At 67.4% G+C, this 18,162-nt stretch carries 14 protein-coding genes; 4 read left to right on the forward strand and 10 right to left on the reverse strand.

All coding sequences use genetic code 11. The annotated features are described in order from the left end of the window. Positions 1–324: 324 nt before the first annotated feature. From AC0CH8_RS05910 to AC0CH8_RS05935, 6 genes are all read right to left on the reverse strand, one after another. Entirely contained in the window at positions 325–729 is a 405-nt protein-coding gene (locus AC0CH8_RS05910) for a DUF3035 domain-containing protein (protein ID WP_465239091.1), read from the reverse strand. Further along, complete coding sequence (lspA, locus tag AC0CH8_RS05915; protein ID WP_204195499.1) at positions 722–1,240, reverse strand: signal peptidase II; 519 nt, start codon at positions 1,238–1,240, stop codon at positions 722–724. The genes AC0CH8_RS05910 and lspA overlap by 8 nt, the downstream gene beginning before the upstream one ends. Continuing rightward, positions 1,237–4,035, reverse strand: a complete 2,799-nt coding sequence (gene ileS, locus AC0CH8_RS05920; protein ID WP_465239092.1) for an isoleucine--tRNA ligase — start codon at positions 4,033–4,035, stop codon at positions 1,237–1,239. The genes lspA and ileS overlap by 4 nt, the downstream gene beginning before the upstream one ends. Further along, a complete protein-coding gene (locus AC0CH8_RS05925; RefSeq protein ID WP_465239093.1) occupies positions 4,032–4,967 on the reverse strand; it encodes a bifunctional riboflavin kinase/FAD synthetase in 936 nt (311 codons plus the stop codon). Before AC0CH8_RS05925 ends, ileS begins: the two co-directional genes overlap by 4 nt. Before the next feature lie 84 nt (positions 4,968–5,051). Then, entirely contained in the window at positions 5,052–5,510 is a 459-nt protein-coding gene (locus tag AC0CH8_RS05930) for a dihydrofolate reductase (RefSeq protein ID WP_465239094.1), read from the reverse strand. After that, complete coding sequence (locus AC0CH8_RS05935) at positions 5,510–6,304, reverse strand: thymidylate synthase (protein ID WP_465239095.1); 795 nt, start codon at positions 6,302–6,304, stop codon at positions 5,510–5,512. Before AC0CH8_RS05935 ends, AC0CH8_RS05930 begins: the two co-directional genes overlap by 1 nt. Positions 6,305–6,411: 107 nt before the next feature. On the opposite strand from AC0CH8_RS05935, the gene AC0CH8_RS05940 reads away from it, so the two are divergent. Further along, complete coding sequence (locus tag AC0CH8_RS05940) at positions 6,412–6,810, forward strand: JAB domain-containing protein (protein WP_465239096.1); 399 nt, start codon at positions 6,412–6,414, stop codon at positions 6,808–6,810. On the opposite strand, the gene AC0CH8_RS05945 is transcribed toward AC0CH8_RS05940, so the two are convergent. The 4 genes from AC0CH8_RS05945 to AC0CH8_RS05960 form a co-directional block, all read right to left on the reverse strand. Continuing rightward, positions 6,801–7,547 carry a class I SAM-dependent methyltransferase gene (locus AC0CH8_RS05945; protein WP_465239097.1) on the reverse strand — a complete coding sequence of 249 codons (747 nt, stop codon included), beginning with the start codon at positions 7,545–7,547 and terminating at the stop codon, positions 6,801–6,803. The genes AC0CH8_RS05940 and AC0CH8_RS05945 overlap by 10 nt on opposite strands. A 19-nt stretch (positions 7,548–7,566) precedes the next feature. Then, positions 7,567–8,694 (reverse strand): peptide chain release factor 2, encoded by a 1,128-nt coding sequence (prfB, locus tag AC0CH8_RS05950; RefSeq protein WP_465239098.1) that lies wholly within the window; start codon positions 8,692–8,694, stop codon positions 7,567–7,569. Positions 8,695–8,756: 62 nt separating this feature from the next. Beyond that, positions 8,757–11,258, reverse strand: coding sequence for a penicillin-binding protein 1A (locus tag AC0CH8_RS05955; protein ID WP_465239099.1), 2,502 nt, complete (start codon positions 11,256–11,258; stop codon positions 8,757–8,759). Between the two features lie 218 nt (positions 11,259–11,476). Then, positions 11,477–12,694, reverse strand: coding sequence for an N-acetylmuramoyl-L-alanine amidase family protein (locus AC0CH8_RS05960; RefSeq protein WP_465239100.1), 1,218 nt, complete (start codon positions 12,692–12,694; stop codon positions 11,477–11,479). Between the two features lie 481 nt (positions 12,695–13,175). Between AC0CH8_RS05960 and AC0CH8_RS05965 the strand changes: the two genes are divergently transcribed. The 3 genes from AC0CH8_RS05965 (at position 13,176) to AC0CH8_RS05975 (ending at position 18,100) form a co-directional block, all read left to right on the forward strand. Then, positions 13,176–15,908 carry an Rne/Rng family ribonuclease gene (locus AC0CH8_RS05965; protein ID WP_465239163.1) on the forward strand — a complete coding sequence of 911 codons (2,733 nt, stop codon included), beginning with the start codon at positions 13,176–13,178 and terminating at the stop codon, positions 15,906–15,908. A 153-nt stretch (positions 15,909–16,061) separates the two neighbouring features. Continuing rightward, on the forward strand, positions 16,062–17,417 hold the full coding sequence (locus tag AC0CH8_RS05970; RefSeq protein WP_204195510.1) for a M48 family metalloprotease: 1,356 nt from the start codon (positions 16,062–16,064) through the stop codon (positions 17,415–17,417). After that, entirely contained in the window at positions 17,414–18,100 is a 687-nt protein-coding gene (locus AC0CH8_RS05975) for a DsbA family protein (protein WP_465239101.1), read from the forward strand. Before AC0CH8_RS05970 ends, AC0CH8_RS05975 begins: the two co-directional genes overlap by 4 nt. Positions 18,101–18,162: the final 62 nt, after the last annotated feature.

The following is an 18,162-nucleotide window of genomic DNA, read 5'->3' on the forward strand; positions in this document are numbered from 1 at the left end:
GGGCGGTGCCGCGTGTGCCTCGCTGGTGGAGAGACCCTCCCAGCCCTTCTCCGAAACGAAGGTAAAACCTCGGCCGAATCCACGTCATCAGGCCCGGAACGACAGGGGGCGGCCCCCTCATGGAAGCCGCCCCCGTAACGCGTTACACCGGTGAAAGCCGGCGTCTTATTGAGCCGTGAGACACCGGTGTGAACCGTTCGTGCTGAGCTTGTCGAAGCACAGATGCGACTCATGCCCTTCGACAGGCTCAGGGCGAACGGACGTCAGGTCATTATACTCGAGCGCCGCAGCCCCGCACCGTCGAAACGGACCGCGCCCTCGATCCTACTGCGCCGTCGCCTTCGCATCCGCGCCATCGGCGGCGGGGGCAGCGACGATGTCGCGCGTCGTCGTGCCCTTGTTGACAACATTCGTCTGGGGATCGCCGACCGACGAGCGGATACCGTTCTCCGCCGTGTCGCCACCAGCCTCCTCGACCACCGCCGACTCGGCGGCGCTACGCGGAGCCGTGCCGCCGAACAGCGCGTCCAGCGTCTGCGCCTGCGTCGATACATCCTGCGGGCGGGCGGCCCCCGGCTGCGGCGGCACCAGTGCGTAATCGGGCGGGATCACCAGCGGAGCCTGACGCGCGACCGCGAATTCGTCCGGCCGCGCCCGGTCGAGCGACTTGCCCGCGCAACCCGACAGGATCGCAGCGGCCCCGGCGACGAGGATGACGGACTTACGCATGGGAACTCTCCGTAGAAGGCTGGCGCTTGTCGCGGACCAGGAACGCGCGGATCAGCAGCGTCGCGACGCCCACCGTAATCGCCACGTCGGCGACATTGAAGACCAAAAAGGGACGCCAGTCGCCGATGTGCAGATCGGCATAGTCGACGACGCAGCGCGGTGACCGGAACAGCCGGTCGGCGATGTTACCAAGAGCCCCGCCCAGGACCGCACCCAGCGCCAATTGGTCGATCCTGTTCGTCTCGCGCAGCATCCACACGAACACGCCGATCGAGATCGCGCCGGTCAGCGCGACCAACACCCACGGCCACCACGCCTCGTCGCCGTGCAACAGCCCGAGCGACACGCCGCAATTGGCGACGTAGCGCAGGTCGAAGAACGACGTGATCGTACGATAGGCGGACAGGTAGTTCAGCCCCAGCGGACCGGTCACCCAGTATTTCACGACCTGATCGACGATCAGGACCGCAACCGCCAGTCCCAGCGCGGCGCGTGGCAGCGTGCGAGTCACGCCACCACCCCGGCGCAGCGATCGCACAGCGACCCGTCGTCTGTGACCTCCGGCAGATGCCGCCAACAACGGCCGCATTTCCGATAATCGGTCCGTGCCACTGTCACGTCGTCGGCCTCGCGCACCGCGGCAACGATGAAGATCTCTGCCAGTTCGTCCACTGGCAACGGCGTCGACGACACCGTCACCTCCGCCTCCAGGCTGGAGCGGACCGTTTTCTCGCGGCGCAGCGGCTCGATCGCCTCGGTCACGGCGACGCGCAGCGCACGCACCGCCTGCCACCGCGTCCCGAGCGGCAAATCGCCGGGCACGTCCGGCAATTCCGGCCACTCGAGCAGATGCACCGAGCCGTCCTCGCTCGGGAAGCGCGCCTGCCACACTTCCTCGGCGGTGAAGCACAGCACCGGCGCAGCATAGCGGACCAGCGCGTGGAACAGCGTGTCGAGCACCGTCCGGTAACTGCGCCGCTTCACGCTGTCGTGCGCGTCGCAATACAGGCTGTCCTTGCGCACGTCGAAGAAGAACGCCGACAGGTCCTCGTTCGCGAAGTCGGTCAGCAGGCGGATGTAGCGGTTGAACTCATACCCCGTCGCCGCCTCGCGCAACTCCGTATCCAGCATTCCCAGCCGGTGCAGGATATACTGCTCCAGTTCGGGCATCTCGGCGACATCGACCGTTTCCGTTTCCGAATAGCCGTCGAGCGCGCCGAGCAGATAGCGGAACGTGTTGCGCAGCTTGCGATAGGCATCGGAGGCCGTCGCCAGCACTTCCTTGCCGATGCGGACGTCGTCGAAATAGTCGGTCGACGCGACCCACATCCGCAGGATATCCGCGCCGCTTTCGCCGATGATCTTCAGCGGATCGACGACGTTGCCCAGTGACTTGGACATCTTGCGGCCCTTGTCGTCCAGGGCGAAGCCGTGGGTCAGCACGGCGTCGTACGGCGCGCGCCCGCGCGTGCCGCAGCTTTCCAGCAACGACGACTGGAACCAGCCGCGATGCTGGTCGGACCCTTCGAGATACAGGTTCGCGCGCACGTCCGCGCCGTACCGCGCCTCGACCGTGAAGACGTGCGTGCAGCCCGAATCGAACCACACGTCCAGGATGTCGCGCTGCGGCTCGTAATCGGCGAACACATGCGCATCGCCCAGCAGCATCTGATGATCCGCGGTGAACCACGCATCCGCCCCGCCCTCGCGAAACGCTGCGACGATGCGGGCGTTGACGGCGGGGTCGTTCAGATACTCGCCGGTCTGGCGGTGGACGTACAGCGCGATCGGCACGCCCCACGCACGCTGGCGGCTGATGACCCAGTCGGGCCGCCCCTCGACCATCGCCCGGATGCGGTTCTCGGCGCGCGCCGGCACCCACTGCGTCGCCGCGATCGCGTCCAGCGCAACCTGCCGCAGCGTCGCGCCGTTGCTGGCGGTGTCCGCCGCCTCGTCGCGCTCTGCGTTGCGATCCATCGGGATGAACCACTGCGGCGTCGCGCGCTGGATCACCTTCGCCTTGGACCGCCAAGAGTGCGGATAGCTGTGGCTGAAATCGTCGGAGGCCCCAAGCAGCGCACCGACCTCGCGCAGGTCCGAACAGATCGGCCCGTCCGCCGCCACGAACTTCTTGTTGATGACGGAGCCCTGCCCGCCCAGCCACGCCCAGTCCGCACGGTACATGCCGGCGCCGTCGACCGCGAAGACGGGATCGATGCCGTGCCGCTTGCACAGCAGGAAATCGTCCTCGCCGTGGTCCGGCGACATATGCACCAGACCCGTACCGGCATCGATCGTGACGAAATCGCCTTCGAGGAACGGCCGCGGCCTCGCGAAGAACCCGCCCAGATGGTGCATCGGGTGACGCGCCGTCGCGCCCTCCAGCACCGGCCCCTTGGCCAGCGCCTCGAACGATTCCATGCCGATGCCGGTGCGCTTGGTGAAGGCGGGCAACAGCGGCTCCGCGACCAGATAGCGTTTGCCCTGATGGCCGAACACCAGATAATCGATCGCCGAACCATAGGCCAACGCCTGATTGACCGGGATCGTCCACGGCGTCGTCGTCCAGATCACTGCGATCGCGCCGACCAGCGGAGGATATTCCGGTGCCTCGACGATCTCGAACCCGACATCGATCTGGGTCGAGACGACATCCTCGTATTCGACCTCGGCTTCGGCCAGCGCGGTCTTCTCGACGGGCGACCACATCACCGGCTTTGCCCCGCGATACAGCTGACCCGATTCGGCGAACTTCAGCAGCTCGCCGACGATCGCCGCTTCCGCGTCGTAGTTCATCGTCAGATAGGGATCGGCCCAGTCGCCCATCACGCCCAGCCGCTCGAACTCGGCGCGCTGAACGTCGACCCACTTCTCGGCATAGGCGCGGCACTCGGCACGGAACTGGTCGACCGGCACGTCGTCCTTGTTCAGCTTCTTCGCGCGATACGCTTCCTCGACCTTCCACTCGATCGGCAGGCCGTGGCAGTCCCAGCCGGGCACGTACGGCGCATCCTTGCCGAGCAGGGTCTGGCTGCGGACGATGATGTCCTTCAGCACCTTGTTCATGGCGTGGCCCATGTGAATGTCGCCATTCGCATAGGGCGGGCCATCGTGCAGGATGAAGCGCTCGCGCCCCTCCCGCTCGCGTCGCAGCCGGTCGTACAGGCCGATGCGCGCCCAGCGATCGAGGATCGCCGGCTCCTTGGCGGCAAGGCCCGCCTTCATCGGAAAGTCGGTCTTCGGCAGGAAGACGGTATCGCGATAGTCCCTGGCGGAGTCGCGCGGAGTGTTGGGTGCGTCGGTCATGCGTTCCGCGCGCCTAGAACCTCCCGTGCCCGCGCGCAATCGGCGTCCATCTGCGCGATGAGCGCGTCCATGCCGTCGAACATCGCTTCCGGTCGCAGATATTCGATCAGTTCGACCTCAAGCGCCTGTCCGTACAGGTCTTCCGAGAAGTCGAAGAAGAACGGCTCCAGCAATTCCTTCAACGGCACGAATTGCGGCCGGATGCCCAGATTCGCCGCGCCGTCCAGCATCCGCCCGTCCGCCAGCCGTCCGCGCACCGCATAGATGCCGTAGGCCGGGCGGATATACTTCCCCATCGACAGGTTCGCGGTCGGATAGCCGATCGTCCGCCCCACCTTGTCGCCGTGCTCGACCACGCCCTCGATCGCGAACGGCCGCGTCAGCAGGCGTGCCGCCGCCCGCGCCTCGCCCAGCCTCAGATGTGCGCGGATGCGGCTCGACGACACCGGTTCGCCGTCCAGCGACACCGCCGCCACGGCCGCGGCCTCGAACCCGTAATCGCGGCCCAGTTCGGCGAGCAGGCCGACATTGCCGCCCTTGGACTTGCCGAAGGTGAAATCCTCGCCGGTCACGACGCCGCCGACCTTCAGATCCTCGACCAGACACCGGCGGACGAAATCCTGCGCGGTCAGTCCGGCCAGCACGCCGTCGAACTGGAAGACGACCATCGCTTCCGCGCCGGCCGCGGCGAACAGCCGCTCGCGCTGGTCGAGCGTCGTCAGCCGGAACGGCGCGGCGTCGGGCATGAAATGGCGCACGGGATGTGGGTCGAACGTCGCCACCAGCGCAGGGCGGCCAGCCTTCCGCGCACGCCGTACCGCCTCTCCCACCACCGTCTGGTGGCCGAGATGAAAGCCATCGAAATTACCGAGCGCGACGATCCCGCCGGCGAGATGGGGCGGAATGGCCGAGCCGCCGTCGAGCCGCTGCATGCGCGGCGCTATACGGGCCGTGCCGCGCCGGGGATAGGGGTTTCACGAGCGGCCAGTCGCGACTGGCGGAAGCTTATCCCGCGATCACTCAACCAGCGTCACAAAGCTGTACGCCGGCCGCTCGCCCTCCGCGGGATGATCCTCGCGGGCGATCTCGCGCCAGCCTGCGAACGCCGACACCACTGCGTCGCCCGCCGGCGAGCAATGCACCTCGGTCAGTTCGATCCGTTCCGGCGTGAACAGCGCGAAAATCTCCGCTCCACCGATCACCGCGGCATCATCGCCTGCCAGCGCCAGCGCATTTCCAGCGCTGTGCGCGACCTCCGCGCCGGCCGCGGCCCAGTTCCGATCGCGGGTCAGCACGATGTGGCGACGGCCCGGCAGCGGCGCGGGAAAGCTGTCGAACGTCTTGCGCCCCATGATCATCGCACGGCCCAGCGTCTGCGCCTTGAACCGCTTCAGGTCGGCGGGCAGGTGCCATGGCAAGCGTCCCTCGACCCCGATCACTCCGTTATCGGCCCGCGCGAGATGGAATGTCACCATCAGACCGCCACCGGCGCCTTGATGTGCGCCTGCGGGACGTAATCGTGGAGCACGAAGTCCTCCAAGTCATATCCGTCGATCGCATCGGGCTTGCGCACGATCTCCAGCCGGGGAAGCGGTCCCGGTGTCCGCACCAGTTGCTCGCGCGCCTGATCGAGGTGGTTGAGGTAGAGGTGGCAATCGCCGCCCGTCCAGATGAACTCCCCGACCTCCAGCCCGCATTGCTGCGCCAGCATGTGCGTCAGCAGCGCATAGCTGGCGATGTTGAACGGCACGCCGAGGAAGATGTCCGCCGACCGCTGGTAGAGCTGCAACGACAGCCGGCCGTTCGCGACGTACGTCTGGAACAGGCAGTGGCAGGGTGCGAGCGCCATCGCGTGCAGTTCGCCGGGGTTCCAGGCGGAGACGATCTGGCGGCGCGACGCCGGTTGCTCGCGGATCTGGCGGACGAGGTCGGCGATCTGGTCGATATGCCGCCCATCCGCCGACACCCAGTCGCGCCATTGCTTGCCGTACACGGGGCCGAGATCGCCATTCGCGTCCGCCCATTCATCCCAGATGCTGACCCGACGATCGTTCAGCCACTGGACGTTGGTGTCGCCGCGCAGGAACCATAAAAGTTCGACGATGATCGAGCGCAGGTGCAGCTTCTTGGTCGTCAGCACCGGAAAGCCGGCGGCGAGGTCGAACCGCATCTGGTGGCCGAACACCGACAGCGTGCCGGTGCCGGTGCGGTCCATCTGCCGCGATCCGTGGTTCAGGACGTGGTCCATCAAATCGAGATATTGCCGCATCCCCGCTGCCTAGAACCGCGCGGGCACTTCGCCAAGTAGCGCACATCCGATCGGTTACGGACCTATCTGGAGCAGCCGAACACGATGGTGCGCGTCAGGCTCGATCGATGCCCAGCCGCGAGGACCACCATCATGACCAACTGGTTTCCACCCTTGAAGACGCCTTGCACCTCTTCGCCGACCTTCGCGACCAACCAAATGAGATGGCAGCAATCGCGTTTTTATCTCCGGAACGGAGGCTTCTCGGCCTCCGGCATCTCGCCGGCCTGCGCAGCAGCGTGACCATACCGGTGCGGGCAATCGCTCGCGATGCGCTGGCGATGGACGCCACGCTGGCAATCCTTGCGCATAATCATCCGGCCGGCGACAGCACGCCCAGCCCCGACGACCTGCACGCGACGCAGTTGCTGGCGCGTGGACTGGCGGCAGTGGGAGTGACGCTGCTCGATCATCTGGTGATCGCGCATGGCGGCACCACGAGCTTCGCGGCGCTCGGCTATCTCTGAACGGTCGGAGCCGCTGCCGGGGATAGCTGACAGCGCTTGATCGTCTCCGGGTCAGGGCGCGGCCCCTGCGGTCGGAACGAAGCGAGATAACCACCCGCGGAGGGCAGGTTCTCCATCGTAACCTGACGATACCCGACCGCGGCGAACTCGCAGGCGAGGAGCGCTGGCGGCGTCCCGTGATTCTGGGTCGCGCGGTTGGCGTCGACCACCACCACCAGCCCGTCCGGCTTCAGCGACGGGCGCAGTCGCCACAGAAATTCGTAAGGCTGCTCGATCTCGTGATACATGTGCACCAGCAGCACGCGGTCGAAGCTGTTCTCCGGCAGCTTCGGATCGGCGGGGGTGCCCAGCCGAACGCTGACATTGTCCAACCGCTCCCGTGCGACGCGCTCGGCCAGCTCGTCGCGGACGGAGGCGAAGATATCCTCCGCCAGGACACGCCCGTCCTCGCCGACCCGCGCTGCAAGCCGGATCGTGTAATAGCCTTCGCCGGCGCCGATATCCGCCACCGTCATGCCCGGCCGGATGGACGCGCGATCCATCACCTGCGACGCCTCACGCAGGCGGTCGCGCGCCTCTTCGTTCGACCAGCGGCTGGAGACGATATGGGCGACAGGCCGATCCGCGGCGGGGAACGGCCCCGGCTGCTCCGGCTCGCGCTTGATGAGCGGCTTGGAGCCGTCACAGGCCCCCAGCAGCGTCAGCGCGAGGAGAGCGGCGGCGCGGATCAATCCCACAGCGAGACCCCTCGCGGCATCAATCGACGTCCTCCACTTCGGCGACTTCGCCGGTCACGCGCTGCGACAGCGCCGCCGCCATGAACGCGTCGAGATCGCCGTCGAGCACGTCGCCGGGCGCAGTCGAGGTGACGCCGGTGCGCAGGTCCTTCACCATCTGATACGGTTGCAGGACATAGCTGCGGATCTGATGACCCCAGCCGATATCGGACTTGGTCGCATTTTCCGCATTGGCGGCCTGCTCGCGAATCGCGAGCTCGCGTTCGTAGAGCCGGGCGCGAAGCTGGTTGTAGGCCTCCGCTTTGTTCTTGTGCTGCGAACGCTGGTTCTGGCACTGCACGACGATGCCGGTCGGGATGTGCGTGATACGCACCGCCGAATCGGTGGTGTTGATGTGCTGACCACCGGCACCCGACGCGCGGTAGGTGTCGATGCGCAAGTCCGATTCGTTGTACTCGACCTCGATATTGTCATCGACCACCGGATAGACCCAGACGCTGGCGAAGGAGGTGTGCCGCCGCGCCGCCGAGTCGTAGGGGCTGATGCGGACGAGGCGGTGGACGCCGCTTTCGGTCTTGGCGTAGCCATACGCGTTCTCGCCCTTCAGCAGCAGCGTCGCGGACTTGATCCCCGCCTGCTCGCCCGAATGCTGATCGATGAGTTCGACCTTCAATCCGTGCCGCTCGGCCCAGCGCGTGTACATGCGGCTGAGCATGCCGGCCCAGTCCTGGCTCTCGGTGCCGCCGGCTCCAGCGTTGACCTCGATATAGGTGTCGTTGGCGTCGGCCTCGCCCGCCAAGAGTGCCTTGACCTTGTCGCGATCGGCGCGTGCGGCCAGCTCGGCGAGTGCGGTGACGCCCTCGTCGGCCAGTTCCTGATCACCTTCGGCGTCGGCCAGCTCGATCAGTTCGACCGTGCCGGCGAGTTCGCTCTCGATCGCGCGCGTCGCGCCGATCGCCTCGTCCAGCCGGCGACGCTCGCGCATCACCTCCTGCGCGGCCTTGGGATCGTTCCAGAGCGCCTGGTCCTCGACACGCGCGTTCAGCTCGTCGAGCCGGCGAAGTGCGCGGTCCCAATCGAGGAACCGGCGCAGCAAAGCCAGCGCGTCGTTGATGCTGTCGACATGGGCCTGCGCTTCGGCGCGCATTGATACTCTCCAGTGGGTCGGAAACGCGCCGAACCGGCGCATCCGCGATATAGGAACTGCGGCTAGTAGATTCCGCCTTCCCTTTGCAAGAAATCGCTGTCGCGGGGTGCCTGCGTCGCCGTAGCGGTGGGGGCGGCGGTCGGCGCGGCATCGACGCGGCGGGCGCGGCGGCGAGGTTCGGTTTCGGGCTTGAACGCCTCCCAGATCACCGACGCCTTGGGATCGGTGTCGGTGGGGAAGGTGCCGAACACCGGCTTGCCGCTGCCGCGATCGATGCGGACCATGCGGATGCCGGCGGGCGCGCGGAACGGCAGCTTCTCCAGTCCTTCATACGCTTTCGCCGCGAATTGCTTGAAGATCGGCGCGGCGAACGTACCGCCCTGCACCGCCCCGCCCAGGTTCCGGGGCGTGTCGTAGCCGATGTACAGGCCGCCGACGAACTGCGGGGTGCCGCCGATGAACCAGACGTCGGTTGGGCCGGTGGTGGTGCCGGTCTTGCCGAACATCGGCCGATCCAGGTCGCGCAGCACCGTGGCGGTGCCGCGCTGAATCACGCCCTCGGTGATGTGGACCATCTGGTACGCGGTCAGCGGGTCGATCACCTGCTTCTGGCGCATCGCCGGGCGCGGCATCGCGCGGCCGTTCCAGTCGGGCGTGTTGCAGCCGTCGCAGGGACGCCAGTTGTCCGGGAAGATCACCTTGCCGTGGCGGTCCTGCACGAAGTCGATCAGGCTGGGCGGCCCGCCGCGACCCTGATTGGCGAGGATCGAGAAGGCATTGACCATCCGCTGCACCGTCGTCTCGCCGGCACCAAGCGCGAAGGACAGATAGGGCGAGTAGTTCCCGATCCCCATCCGCTTCATCAGCGACACGATGCGCGGCATGCCCGTCTGCGCGGCGGCGCGGACGGTCATCAGGTTGCGCGACTGTTCGATGCCCCAGCGCATCGTGTGCGGCCCTGCGCCGCGCATATTGCCGAAGTTGCGGAAGCATTTCTGCCCCAGCCGCGCACCCTGATAGACGCAGAACGGGCCGTCGACGATGATCGAGGCGGGCGTCATGCCGTTCTCCAGCGCCGCGGAATAGACGATCGGCTTGATCGTCGATCCCGGCTGCCGCATCGCCTGCGTCGCCCGGTTGAACGCCTGCAAGCGAGCATCGAAGCCGCCCTGCATCGCCAGCACGCGCCCGGTGCCCGGTTCCTCCACGACGAACCCGCCGGACACGCGCGGCACGGAGCGGATCGCCCAGTCGTTGCCGGACGGTGCGACCGCGAGGATGTCGCCTGCCTCGATCGCGCCGAACGCGTTGCCGCCGCCGCCGCGGACCGGCATTTGCGCCGCCCAGCGCGGCATCGTGCCGGTCGTGCCGTCGGAGAAGCCGATCGACCAGCCGCCGTCGTCGCGGGCGATGGCGATGCCGGCGCGCCAGTCCTTGTAGTCGAGGCCGATGTTGGTGTTCAGCAGCGACTGGAGCCAGTTGTCACCGTCGATTTCGACATGGCGCAGCGGGCCGGACCAGCCGCGCCCGCCCTCGAACCGCATCAGGCCGTCGCGGAGCGCCTCCTGCGCCAGATCCTGAAGCCGCGTGTCGAGCGACGAGCGGACCCAAAGGCCGCCGGAATAGACGCTATACGGTCCATCCTTCGCCGACTCGCCGAACTTGTCGATCAGCAGGCGGCGCACCTCTTCGACGAAGTACCCGCCCTGCGCCTCGAACTTGGGGGTGCGGCGCAGGATGGTGCCGAGCGGCTCGGCGTTGGCCGCCGAATATTGCGCCTGCGTGATGAAGCCGTTGCGGAGCATTTCCCGCAGCACATAGTTGCGGCGGTCCATCGCGCGTTCCGGATGCCGGACAGGGTCGTAGTTGGACGGCCCCTTGGGCAGGATCGCCAGATAGGCCATCTGGCCGAGGCTGAGATCGGCCAGTTCCTTGTCGAAATAGGCGTGGCTCGCCGCCTCGACGCCGAACGCGTTGCGGCCCAGCGCGATCTGGTTGAGGTAGAGTTCCAGGATCTGTGGCTTGGTCAGCGTATCCTCGATCTTCCACGCCAGAATCGCCTCGCGCAGCTTGCGCGTGGGCGAGTATTCGGCGCCGATCAGCAGGTTCTTGGCGACCTGCTGCGTGATCGTGGAGCCGCCCTTGGCGCGGCGGCCGGTGCCGAACTTCTGCGCATAGTCGATGACGGCGCCGGCGAGACCGGGATAGTCGACGCCGTGATGTTCGAAGAAGGTGCGGTCCTCGGCGGCGAGGAAGGCGCGGACCAGCATCGGCGGGTATTCGCCGTAGGACAGCTCGACGCGACGCTCGCGGGCGTAGGACTGGACGGGCACGCCGTCGGCACCGCGCACGTTGGTCGGCAGGGGCGGCTCGTAGGTGCGCAGCTGGTCGACCGAGGGCAGGTCGCGGATGACGAGCAGCCACAGCAGGAACGCCCCGACCGCGGCGATCAGTGCAAGACCGGCGAGGAGCTTGACCCACCAGCGTCCCCACAGGCGCGCGACGCGGCCACCGGGGGGACCGTCGTCGGGCAGATCGGAGGTGCTGGGAGAAACGGACGCCATACTGTGGCGCGGCTTATACCAGCTTGGAGCCGGCTCGCCAGCGGTGTGATTCGACTGGCACCGCCGATGGCCCAAGTGGCTGTAATCATTCGGACCGGTGTCGGAAGGTTAGGCTAAGGTTAGTCCAATGCGGCGTTTCGGCAGCGGGCGCGGTACAGACGGTTCAAAGAGCAAACCCGCCTTCTACGCCTCCCTCGCAGTGTAGGACAGCGCACCCGTCAGCGTCCGACCATCCGGCGTGCGAAATGGACCTCGACGGCGCGACGGACGCTTTCGGCGATGGCTTCGCGGCCGTCATCGGAATCGAGGAAGGCGGCATCCCTGGGGTTGGAGATATAGCCCGTCTCGAACAGGATCGACGGCAGGTCGGGCGCCTTCAGGACCATCAGCGACGCCATGCGGTGGAAGTTGGTCTTGGTCGGGATCAGCGGCTTGGCCTCGCGCCCCAGCAGACGAGCGAACGTCGCCGAGTTGTTCATCGTCTCGCGCTGAGTCAGGTCGATCAGGATCGAGGACACGTCGGCGCCGGCATCGCCGAGGTTCACGCCGGCGATTACGTCCGCCTTGTTCTCGCGCGCGGCGAGGCGCGCGGCTTCCTTGTCGGAGGCGACTTCGGACAGGGTGTAGGCCGACGCGCCGGTGGCGTCGCCGCTGCCGACGCTGTCGCAGTGGATCGAGATGAACAGGCTCGCCTTCAAGCGTCGGGCGATGCCATAGCGTTCGCGCAGGACGAGGTACTTGTCGCTGTCGCGGGTCAGCGCGACGCGGACCCGGCCACCGTCCAGCAGTTCCTTGCGGATGGCGCGCGCGATCTTCAGCGTCACGTCCTTCTCGCGCAGCTTGGTGACCGGATTGATCGCGCCGGGATCGACGCCGCCATGCCCGGCGTCGATCACGACCAGCGGGCGGGTGTCGTCGCCCGCGACGCGAGGGAGCGGCGGGGCCTTGCGCGCGGGCGGAACGGGAACGGTGACCTTGTATTTCGGCCTGGAGCCGAACGACAGGAAGTCGAGAGGTCCCGCGATACTGGCGGCGATAAAGCGACCGTCGTCGACCGGCCTCAAGGTCAAGGTCAGCTCGCGACCGCTGGAGTCGAAGCCGCCGTCCGACACGATCACCGGGCGTACCAGATCGAAGACCAGCCGCCGGCCACCATCCTCGCGGTGGACCGCGCCGACCGGCCCGGCGGGCGCGATCGACAGGCCCCGCGGTGCATTCCCGACATCGACCGCGATCTGACGCGGCTCGTCCAGCAAGGTCGCCGCCGCATCGGTGGCGGGCGCGTCGAACCGGATGACGATGTGCGTACGATCGATCGCTACCGAGGTGACCGTCGCGGCGAATACCGGCGTCGCGATCACCGCCGACGTCAGCGCGAGCGCAACGGCCGCGCATCGCATGCGCCGCCCGCCGCCCCTGCCGTCGCCCCCGAACATCCTGCTCGCCCCTGCTCTCGGTCCAAGGGCACTGGAGCGCCCGCGGGGACCGAATATCGTTACGCCTACCATAAATCCGCTATAACGACCTATGGTTAACGCAATCTTAGCCTTTACCGATCTATGCCGAGCATCGCGGCAAAGCGCCGGTTGCGACGAACGGTTGGCAATGCTAGCTATGGATTGCATCCGTGCGTCGGTCCAGACCGGTGCCGGTTCCGCGCGTCCGCCCGGTTGGCGGACATATTCCAGGTTGACGCTCGCATGACGCATTTCCCCCGCACGCCAGACCGCCCGGCCTTCGCCGGCGGGAGCGGCGTGGCGCGGGAGCCGAACGGCCCACCGCCCCGGCGGCGTTCGCGAGCAGACGCATTCCTTGCAACATCGGCGACGCCGGCACCCTGCCGCGTCGCGACCAATCGTCGCGCGTTCCCCCCCGAGGGTGGCGGACGCGCGTGGAGAGCCATCAATGACCACGCGTATGCTGATCGACGCACGCCACCGGGAAGAAACCCGCGTGGCGGTCGTCCAGGGTAACCGGATCGAGGAATTCGATTTCGAGTCCGCCGAGCGCAAGCAGCTCAAGGGCAATATCTATCTCGCCAAGGTAACCCGCGTCGAGCCGTCGCTCCAGGCGGCGTTCATCGATTACGGCGGCAACCGTCACGGTTTCCTCGCCTTTTCGGAAATCCACCCGGATTACTACCAGATCCCCAAGGAGGATCGCGACGCGTTGCTGCGCGAAGAGGCGGAGCATGCGGCCGAGGAAGCCGCGCTGCGTGCCGAGCAGGACGACGACGACGATCATCATGACGATCATGACCATCGCGACCACGGCCATGACGAAGACGATCATGACCATGACGATCACGACGATCATGAGGAGGGCGAAGGCGAGGCCGGCGGCGAGACCGACGGCACGTCGAAGAAGCCGCGCGGGCAGAACGACGATCAGGTGGAGGCGCTGCGCCAGCGTCGCATGAACCTGCGCCGCAGGTACAAGATTCAGGACGTGATCCGCCGCCGTCAGGTGCTGCTGGTGCAGGTCGTGAAGGAAGAGCGCGGCAACAAGGGTGCGGCGCTGACGACGTACCTGTCGCTCGCCGGCCGTTACTGCGTGCTGATGCCGAACACGTCGCATGGCGGCGGCATCTCGCGGAAGATTTCGAACGCCGCCGATCGCAAGCGGCTGAAGACGATCATGGCCGATCTGGCGCTGCCGTCGTCGATGGGCTGCATCGTCCGCACCGCCGGGCTTCAGCGCACGCGCACCGAGATCAAGCGCGACTTCGACTATCTGGCACGTCTGTGGGACGAGATCCGGGACAAGACGCTGACGTCGTCGGCCCCTGCGCTCGTCTATGGCGATAGCGACCTGATCAAGCGCGCGATCCGCGACATCTACAACGCCGGCGTCGATGAGGTCGTGGTCGAGGGCGAGGAAGGCTATCGCCATGCCAAGGACTTCATGCGCCTGCTGATGCCGAGCCACGCGAAGAAGGTGAAGCAGTATGCCGACGCCGTGCCGCTGTTCCAGCGCGCACACGTCGAAGACCAGCTCGCGGCGATGTACAACCCGGTCGTGCAGTTGAAGTCGGGTGGCTATCTCGTCATCAACCCGACCGAGGCGCTGGTGTCGATCGACATCAACTCGGGCCGCTCGACGCGCGAGCACAATATCGAACAGACCGCGACCGCGACCAATCTGGAAGCGGCGCAGGAGATCGCACGCCAGTTGCGCCTGCGCGACATGGCCGGCCTCGTCGTCATCGACTTCATCGACATGGACAACGGGTCGAACGTCCGGAAGGTCGAGAAGGCGATGAAGGAGGCGCTGAAGAACGATCGCGCCCGCATCCAGGTCGGCCGCATCTCCAGCTTCGGCCTGATGGAAATGAGCCGCCAGCGGCTGCGTACCGGCGTGCTCGAAGCGTCGACGCGCCAGTGCCCGCATTGCGAGGGCACGGGTCTGGTCCGCACGGCGTCGTCGGCCGGCCTGTCGGCGCTGCGCCTGATCGAGGACGAGGCGGCACGCGGTCGCGGCTCGCTGCTGACGCTGCGCGCGTCGCAGGAGGCGACGATCTACGTGCTGAACCGCAAGCGCGGGGACATCGCCGAGATCGAGGATCGCTACGGCGTGCAGGTCGAGATCATCCCCGACCGCGAGGAAGAAGGTGCGCGCATGTCGGTCGAGGCCTCCGGCCCGCCGCCTGCGCACGCTCCGAAGATCGATGAGCTGATCATCGAGGAGGAAGAGGACGAGGTCTTCGACGAGGTCGAGATCGAGGAGGACGACGAGGAAGAGGTCGTCGAGGCCCGCGCGCCCCGTCAGCCACGCGAGGCACGTGGTGACGACGAGAGCGAGGGTGAGCGCGGCAAGCGTCGTCGTCGCCGTCGCGGTCGTCGGGGCCGGGCGAAGGATGGCGAGGGCTCGGAGGCTGGTGATGCGATCGAGGGGTCGGATGACGGCGTCGAGCAGGTCGAGAGCGACGATGCCGTCGACACGGTAGACACCGTCGGGACGGAGGACATCGACGCCGGCGACGAGCAGGCCGAGTTCGCGGGCGAGCAGCCGGCGGGCGAAGGCGGACGTCGCCGTCGTGGGCGTCGCGGTCGTCGCGGTGGCCGTCGTCAGGAGGGCGGTGCCGAGGGTGCCGTCGAGGCGACCGTCGAGGTCGAGGAAGCCGCCGATGCGGGCGACTCCGGCCCTGTGACGAGCGCGCTGGCGTTGGCACCGGCCGAGCCGGTCGTGGTCGAAGCGGCTCCTGTCGTCGCCGACGAGGCAGCGCCTAAGACGCGCCGTCGTCCGCGGGCGCGGGCTGCGGCTCCGGCCGAGGCGGCTGCCCCGGCCGCCGAGGCTGCGCCGGTCGAGGCCGCTGCTCCCGTTGCGAACGACGAGCCCGCGCCGAAGCCGAAGCGGACCCGCAAGAAGAAGGCGGACGTGGACGCTCCGGTCGAGGCGGCCCCGACGCCCACGCCGGCCCCCGAGCCGGCTCCCGCGGCGGAGGAGGCTCCGGCCAAGCCCAAGCGGACGCGCCGGAAGAAGACCGATGCAGATGCCGACGCTCCGGCCGCGGAAGCGCCCGCTCCTGTCGTGACGGAGGCGGACGCCGAGCCCGATCAGGTTCCGGCCGAGCCGCTCGCCGGCGAAACCGACGACGCCCCCGCCGGCCCGCCGCGGCGCGGCTGGTGGCAGCGGACCTTCGGCGCGTGACCTTGGGCCGCCCCGCACTCGCAGGAGTGCGGGGCGGTTCTGGTTTGGGGCTCTGACGAGCGGTCGTGCTGCCCTTCACCCGCCGTTCAGCCGCCCCGGCCCATCGCGGCGTGCCGTTGATCCCGCCGGCCATTTAGCGGATACCCCTTACCGATGACGCGCTTCGCTGCCCTGACGAGCCTCGCGATGGCTGCGCTGTTGTGGACGCAGCCGGCGGCGGCGCAGTCGATCCTGCGCGATGCGGAAACGGAAAGCCTGTTCGCGGACATGTCCGCGCCGCTGATCTCCGCGGCGGGTCTGCGGCCGCAGGACGTGAAGATCGTGCTGATCAACGACAGCTCGATCAACGCGTTCGTCGCGGGCGGGCAGATCGTCTATGTGCATTCCGGCCTGATCCAGGCGGCGAGCAACGCCAATCAGGTGCAGGGCGTGATCGCGCACGAACTGGGCCATATCGCCGACGGCCACGTCCTGTCGGGCGAAGCGGCGATGAAGCCGGCGATGAAGATTTCGATCCTGTCGATGGTGCTGGCGCTGGCGGCGATCGCCGCCGGTTCGGGCGAGGCGGGCGCCGGCATCATGGGCATGGGGCAGCAGGCGGCGATGGGCAACTACCTCGCCTTCAGTCGCGTGCAGGAAGCGACCGCAGACGCCTCCGCCGTGCGCTACCTCGACACCGCAGGCATCACCGGCAAGGGGATGCTGAGCTTTTTCAAGACGATGCAGCAGGACGAATATCGCTACGGCCTGTCGAACATCGATCCGTTCATGCAGAGCCATCCGCTATCGGGCACGCGCATCCAGACGCTGACCGGCGACGTGCAGAAGTCCGCCGCGTACGACAAGGCGCCTGACGCGGCGTTGCAGGAGCGGTTTCGGCGGGTGCGCGCGAAGCTGGCCGGTTACGTCATGGACGCGCCACGGACGCTGACCGAATATCCCGAGACGGACCAGACGATCTACGCGCAATACGCCCGCGCCTACGCCTATCATAAATCGGGCTACCCGGAGAAAGCGGACGCGGAGGCGAATGCGCTGGTCAGGCGCGAGCCGAACAACCCGTATTTCCAGGAGATCAAGGGCCAGATCCTGCTGGAGGCGGGGAAGCCGCGCGCCGCGCTCGTGCCGCTCAGGCTGGCGACGCAGGAGTCCGGGAGCAATCCGCTGATCTCGACGACGCTGGGCCACGCGTTGATCGCAACCGACGACAAGGCGAACCTGCCTGAAGCGATCAAGGTGCTGCGCGTGGCGGTGCAGCGCGACGACGAGAATCCCTGGGGCTGGATGCAACTCGGCACCGCATACGAGCGCACCGGCGACGAGCCGCGCGCCGCGCTGGCGACGGCCGAGCGCGCGAGCATGATGGGCGACCAGCGCACCGCCATCGCCTCCGCCAAATATGCAATGGCCAACATCCCGTCGAACACGCCCGACTGGATCCGCGCGCAGGACATCGCGATGACCTCCAGCGACGCGTTCGCGGGTGAAAAGAAGAAGAAACGCCGGTGAAAGCTCCGATTTTGTTCGCAACCGCCGTCGCCGGCGGGCTGGTGGGGGCTGCCGCCACCTACTTTATCCCTCGCGATAATAGCGACGTGCGCGGCTATCTGATGGCGCATCCGGAGGTGATCCCGGAGGCGATGCGCCGGTTGCAGGAGCGGGAGGCAGGCAAGTCCGTCGCCGCGAACCGCGACGCGATCACGACGCCATTCGCGGGGGCCTGGGCGGGCAATCCGAAGGCGGATGTCACGCTGGTCGAATATTACGACTATAATTGCGGCTATTGTCGCGCCAGCCTGCCCGCGATCCGGCAGTTGCTGGCCGATGATCCGAACCTGCGCATCGTGTTCCGGGAGCTGCCGGTACTGGCGGACAGCAGCCGCGATGCCGCCCGGATCAGCCTGATCGCGGCGGCGCAGGACAAGTTCTCGAAGTTCCACGACGCGCTGTATGCGGGCGGGCCGGTGTCGACTGACACGATCGCCGCCGCCGCGCGGACCGCTGGTGTCGATACGAGCGATCTGTCGACGATCGCGCCCAAGGTGGATGCGGAGATCGCGAGCAACCTCGATACCGCAGCGAAGCTGGGGATCACCGGCACACCGAGCTGGGTGATCGGCGACCGGGTGATGTCGGGCGCCTTCCCGATCGAGGACCTGAAGCGCGCAATCGCCGAGGCGCGCGCGGGGTAACAGCCGGCGGGGGATCATCAACGGATGAACCGCTGGCGGGTGACGGCGTGACGTTGGGCCAC

The sequence above is a fragment of the Sphingomonas sp. AC435 genome, assembly GCF_979253005.1.

What these genes read in the sequence shown, in the direction of transcription:
- AC0CH8_RS05960 (WP_465239100.1), bottom strand. Translation starts at nt 12,694, where the DNA reads ATGTTCGGGGGCGACGGCAGGGGCGGCGGGCGGCGCATGCGATGCGCG.
- AC0CH8_RS05940 (WP_465239096.1), top strand. Translation starts at nt 6,412, where the DNA reads ATGCCCAGCCGCGAGGACCACCATCATGACCAACTGGTTTCCACCCTT.
- AC0CH8_RS05930 (WP_465239094.1), bottom strand. Translation starts at nt 5,510, where the DNA reads ATGGTGACATTCCATCTCGCGCGGGCCGATAACGGAGTGATCGGGGTC.
- AC0CH8_RS05955 (WP_465239099.1), bottom strand. Translation starts at nt 11,258, where the DNA reads ATGGCGTCCGTTTCTCCCAGCACCTCCGATCTGCCCGACGACGGTCCC.
- AC0CH8_RS05970 (WP_204195510.1), top strand. Translation starts at nt 16,062, where the DNA reads ATGACGCGCTTCGCTGCCCTGACGAGCCTCGCGATGGCTGCGCTGTTG.
- prfB (WP_465239098.1), bottom strand. Translation starts at nt 8,694, where the DNA reads ATGCGCGCCGAAGCGCAGGCCCATGTCGACAGCATCAACGACGCGCTG.
- AC0CH8_RS05935 (WP_465239095.1), bottom strand. Translation starts at nt 6,304, where the DNA reads ATGCGGCAATATCTCGATTTGATGGACCACGTCCTGAACCACGGATCG.
- AC0CH8_RS05910 (WP_465239091.1), bottom strand. Translation starts at nt 729, where the DNA reads ATGCGTAAGTCCGTCATCCTCGTCGCCGGGGCCGCTGCGATCCTGTCG.
- AC0CH8_RS05925 (WP_465239093.1), bottom strand. Translation starts at nt 4,967, where the DNA reads ATGCAGCGGCTCGACGGCGGCTCGGCCATTCCGCCCCATCTCGCCGGC.
- AC0CH8_RS05965 (WP_465239163.1), top strand. Translation starts at nt 13,176, where the DNA reads ATGCTGATCGACGCACGCCACCGGGAAGAAACCCGCGTGGCGGTCGTC.
- ileS (WP_465239092.1), bottom strand. Translation starts at nt 4,035, where the DNA reads ATGACCGACGCACCCAACACTCCGCGCGACTCCGCCAGGGACTATCGC.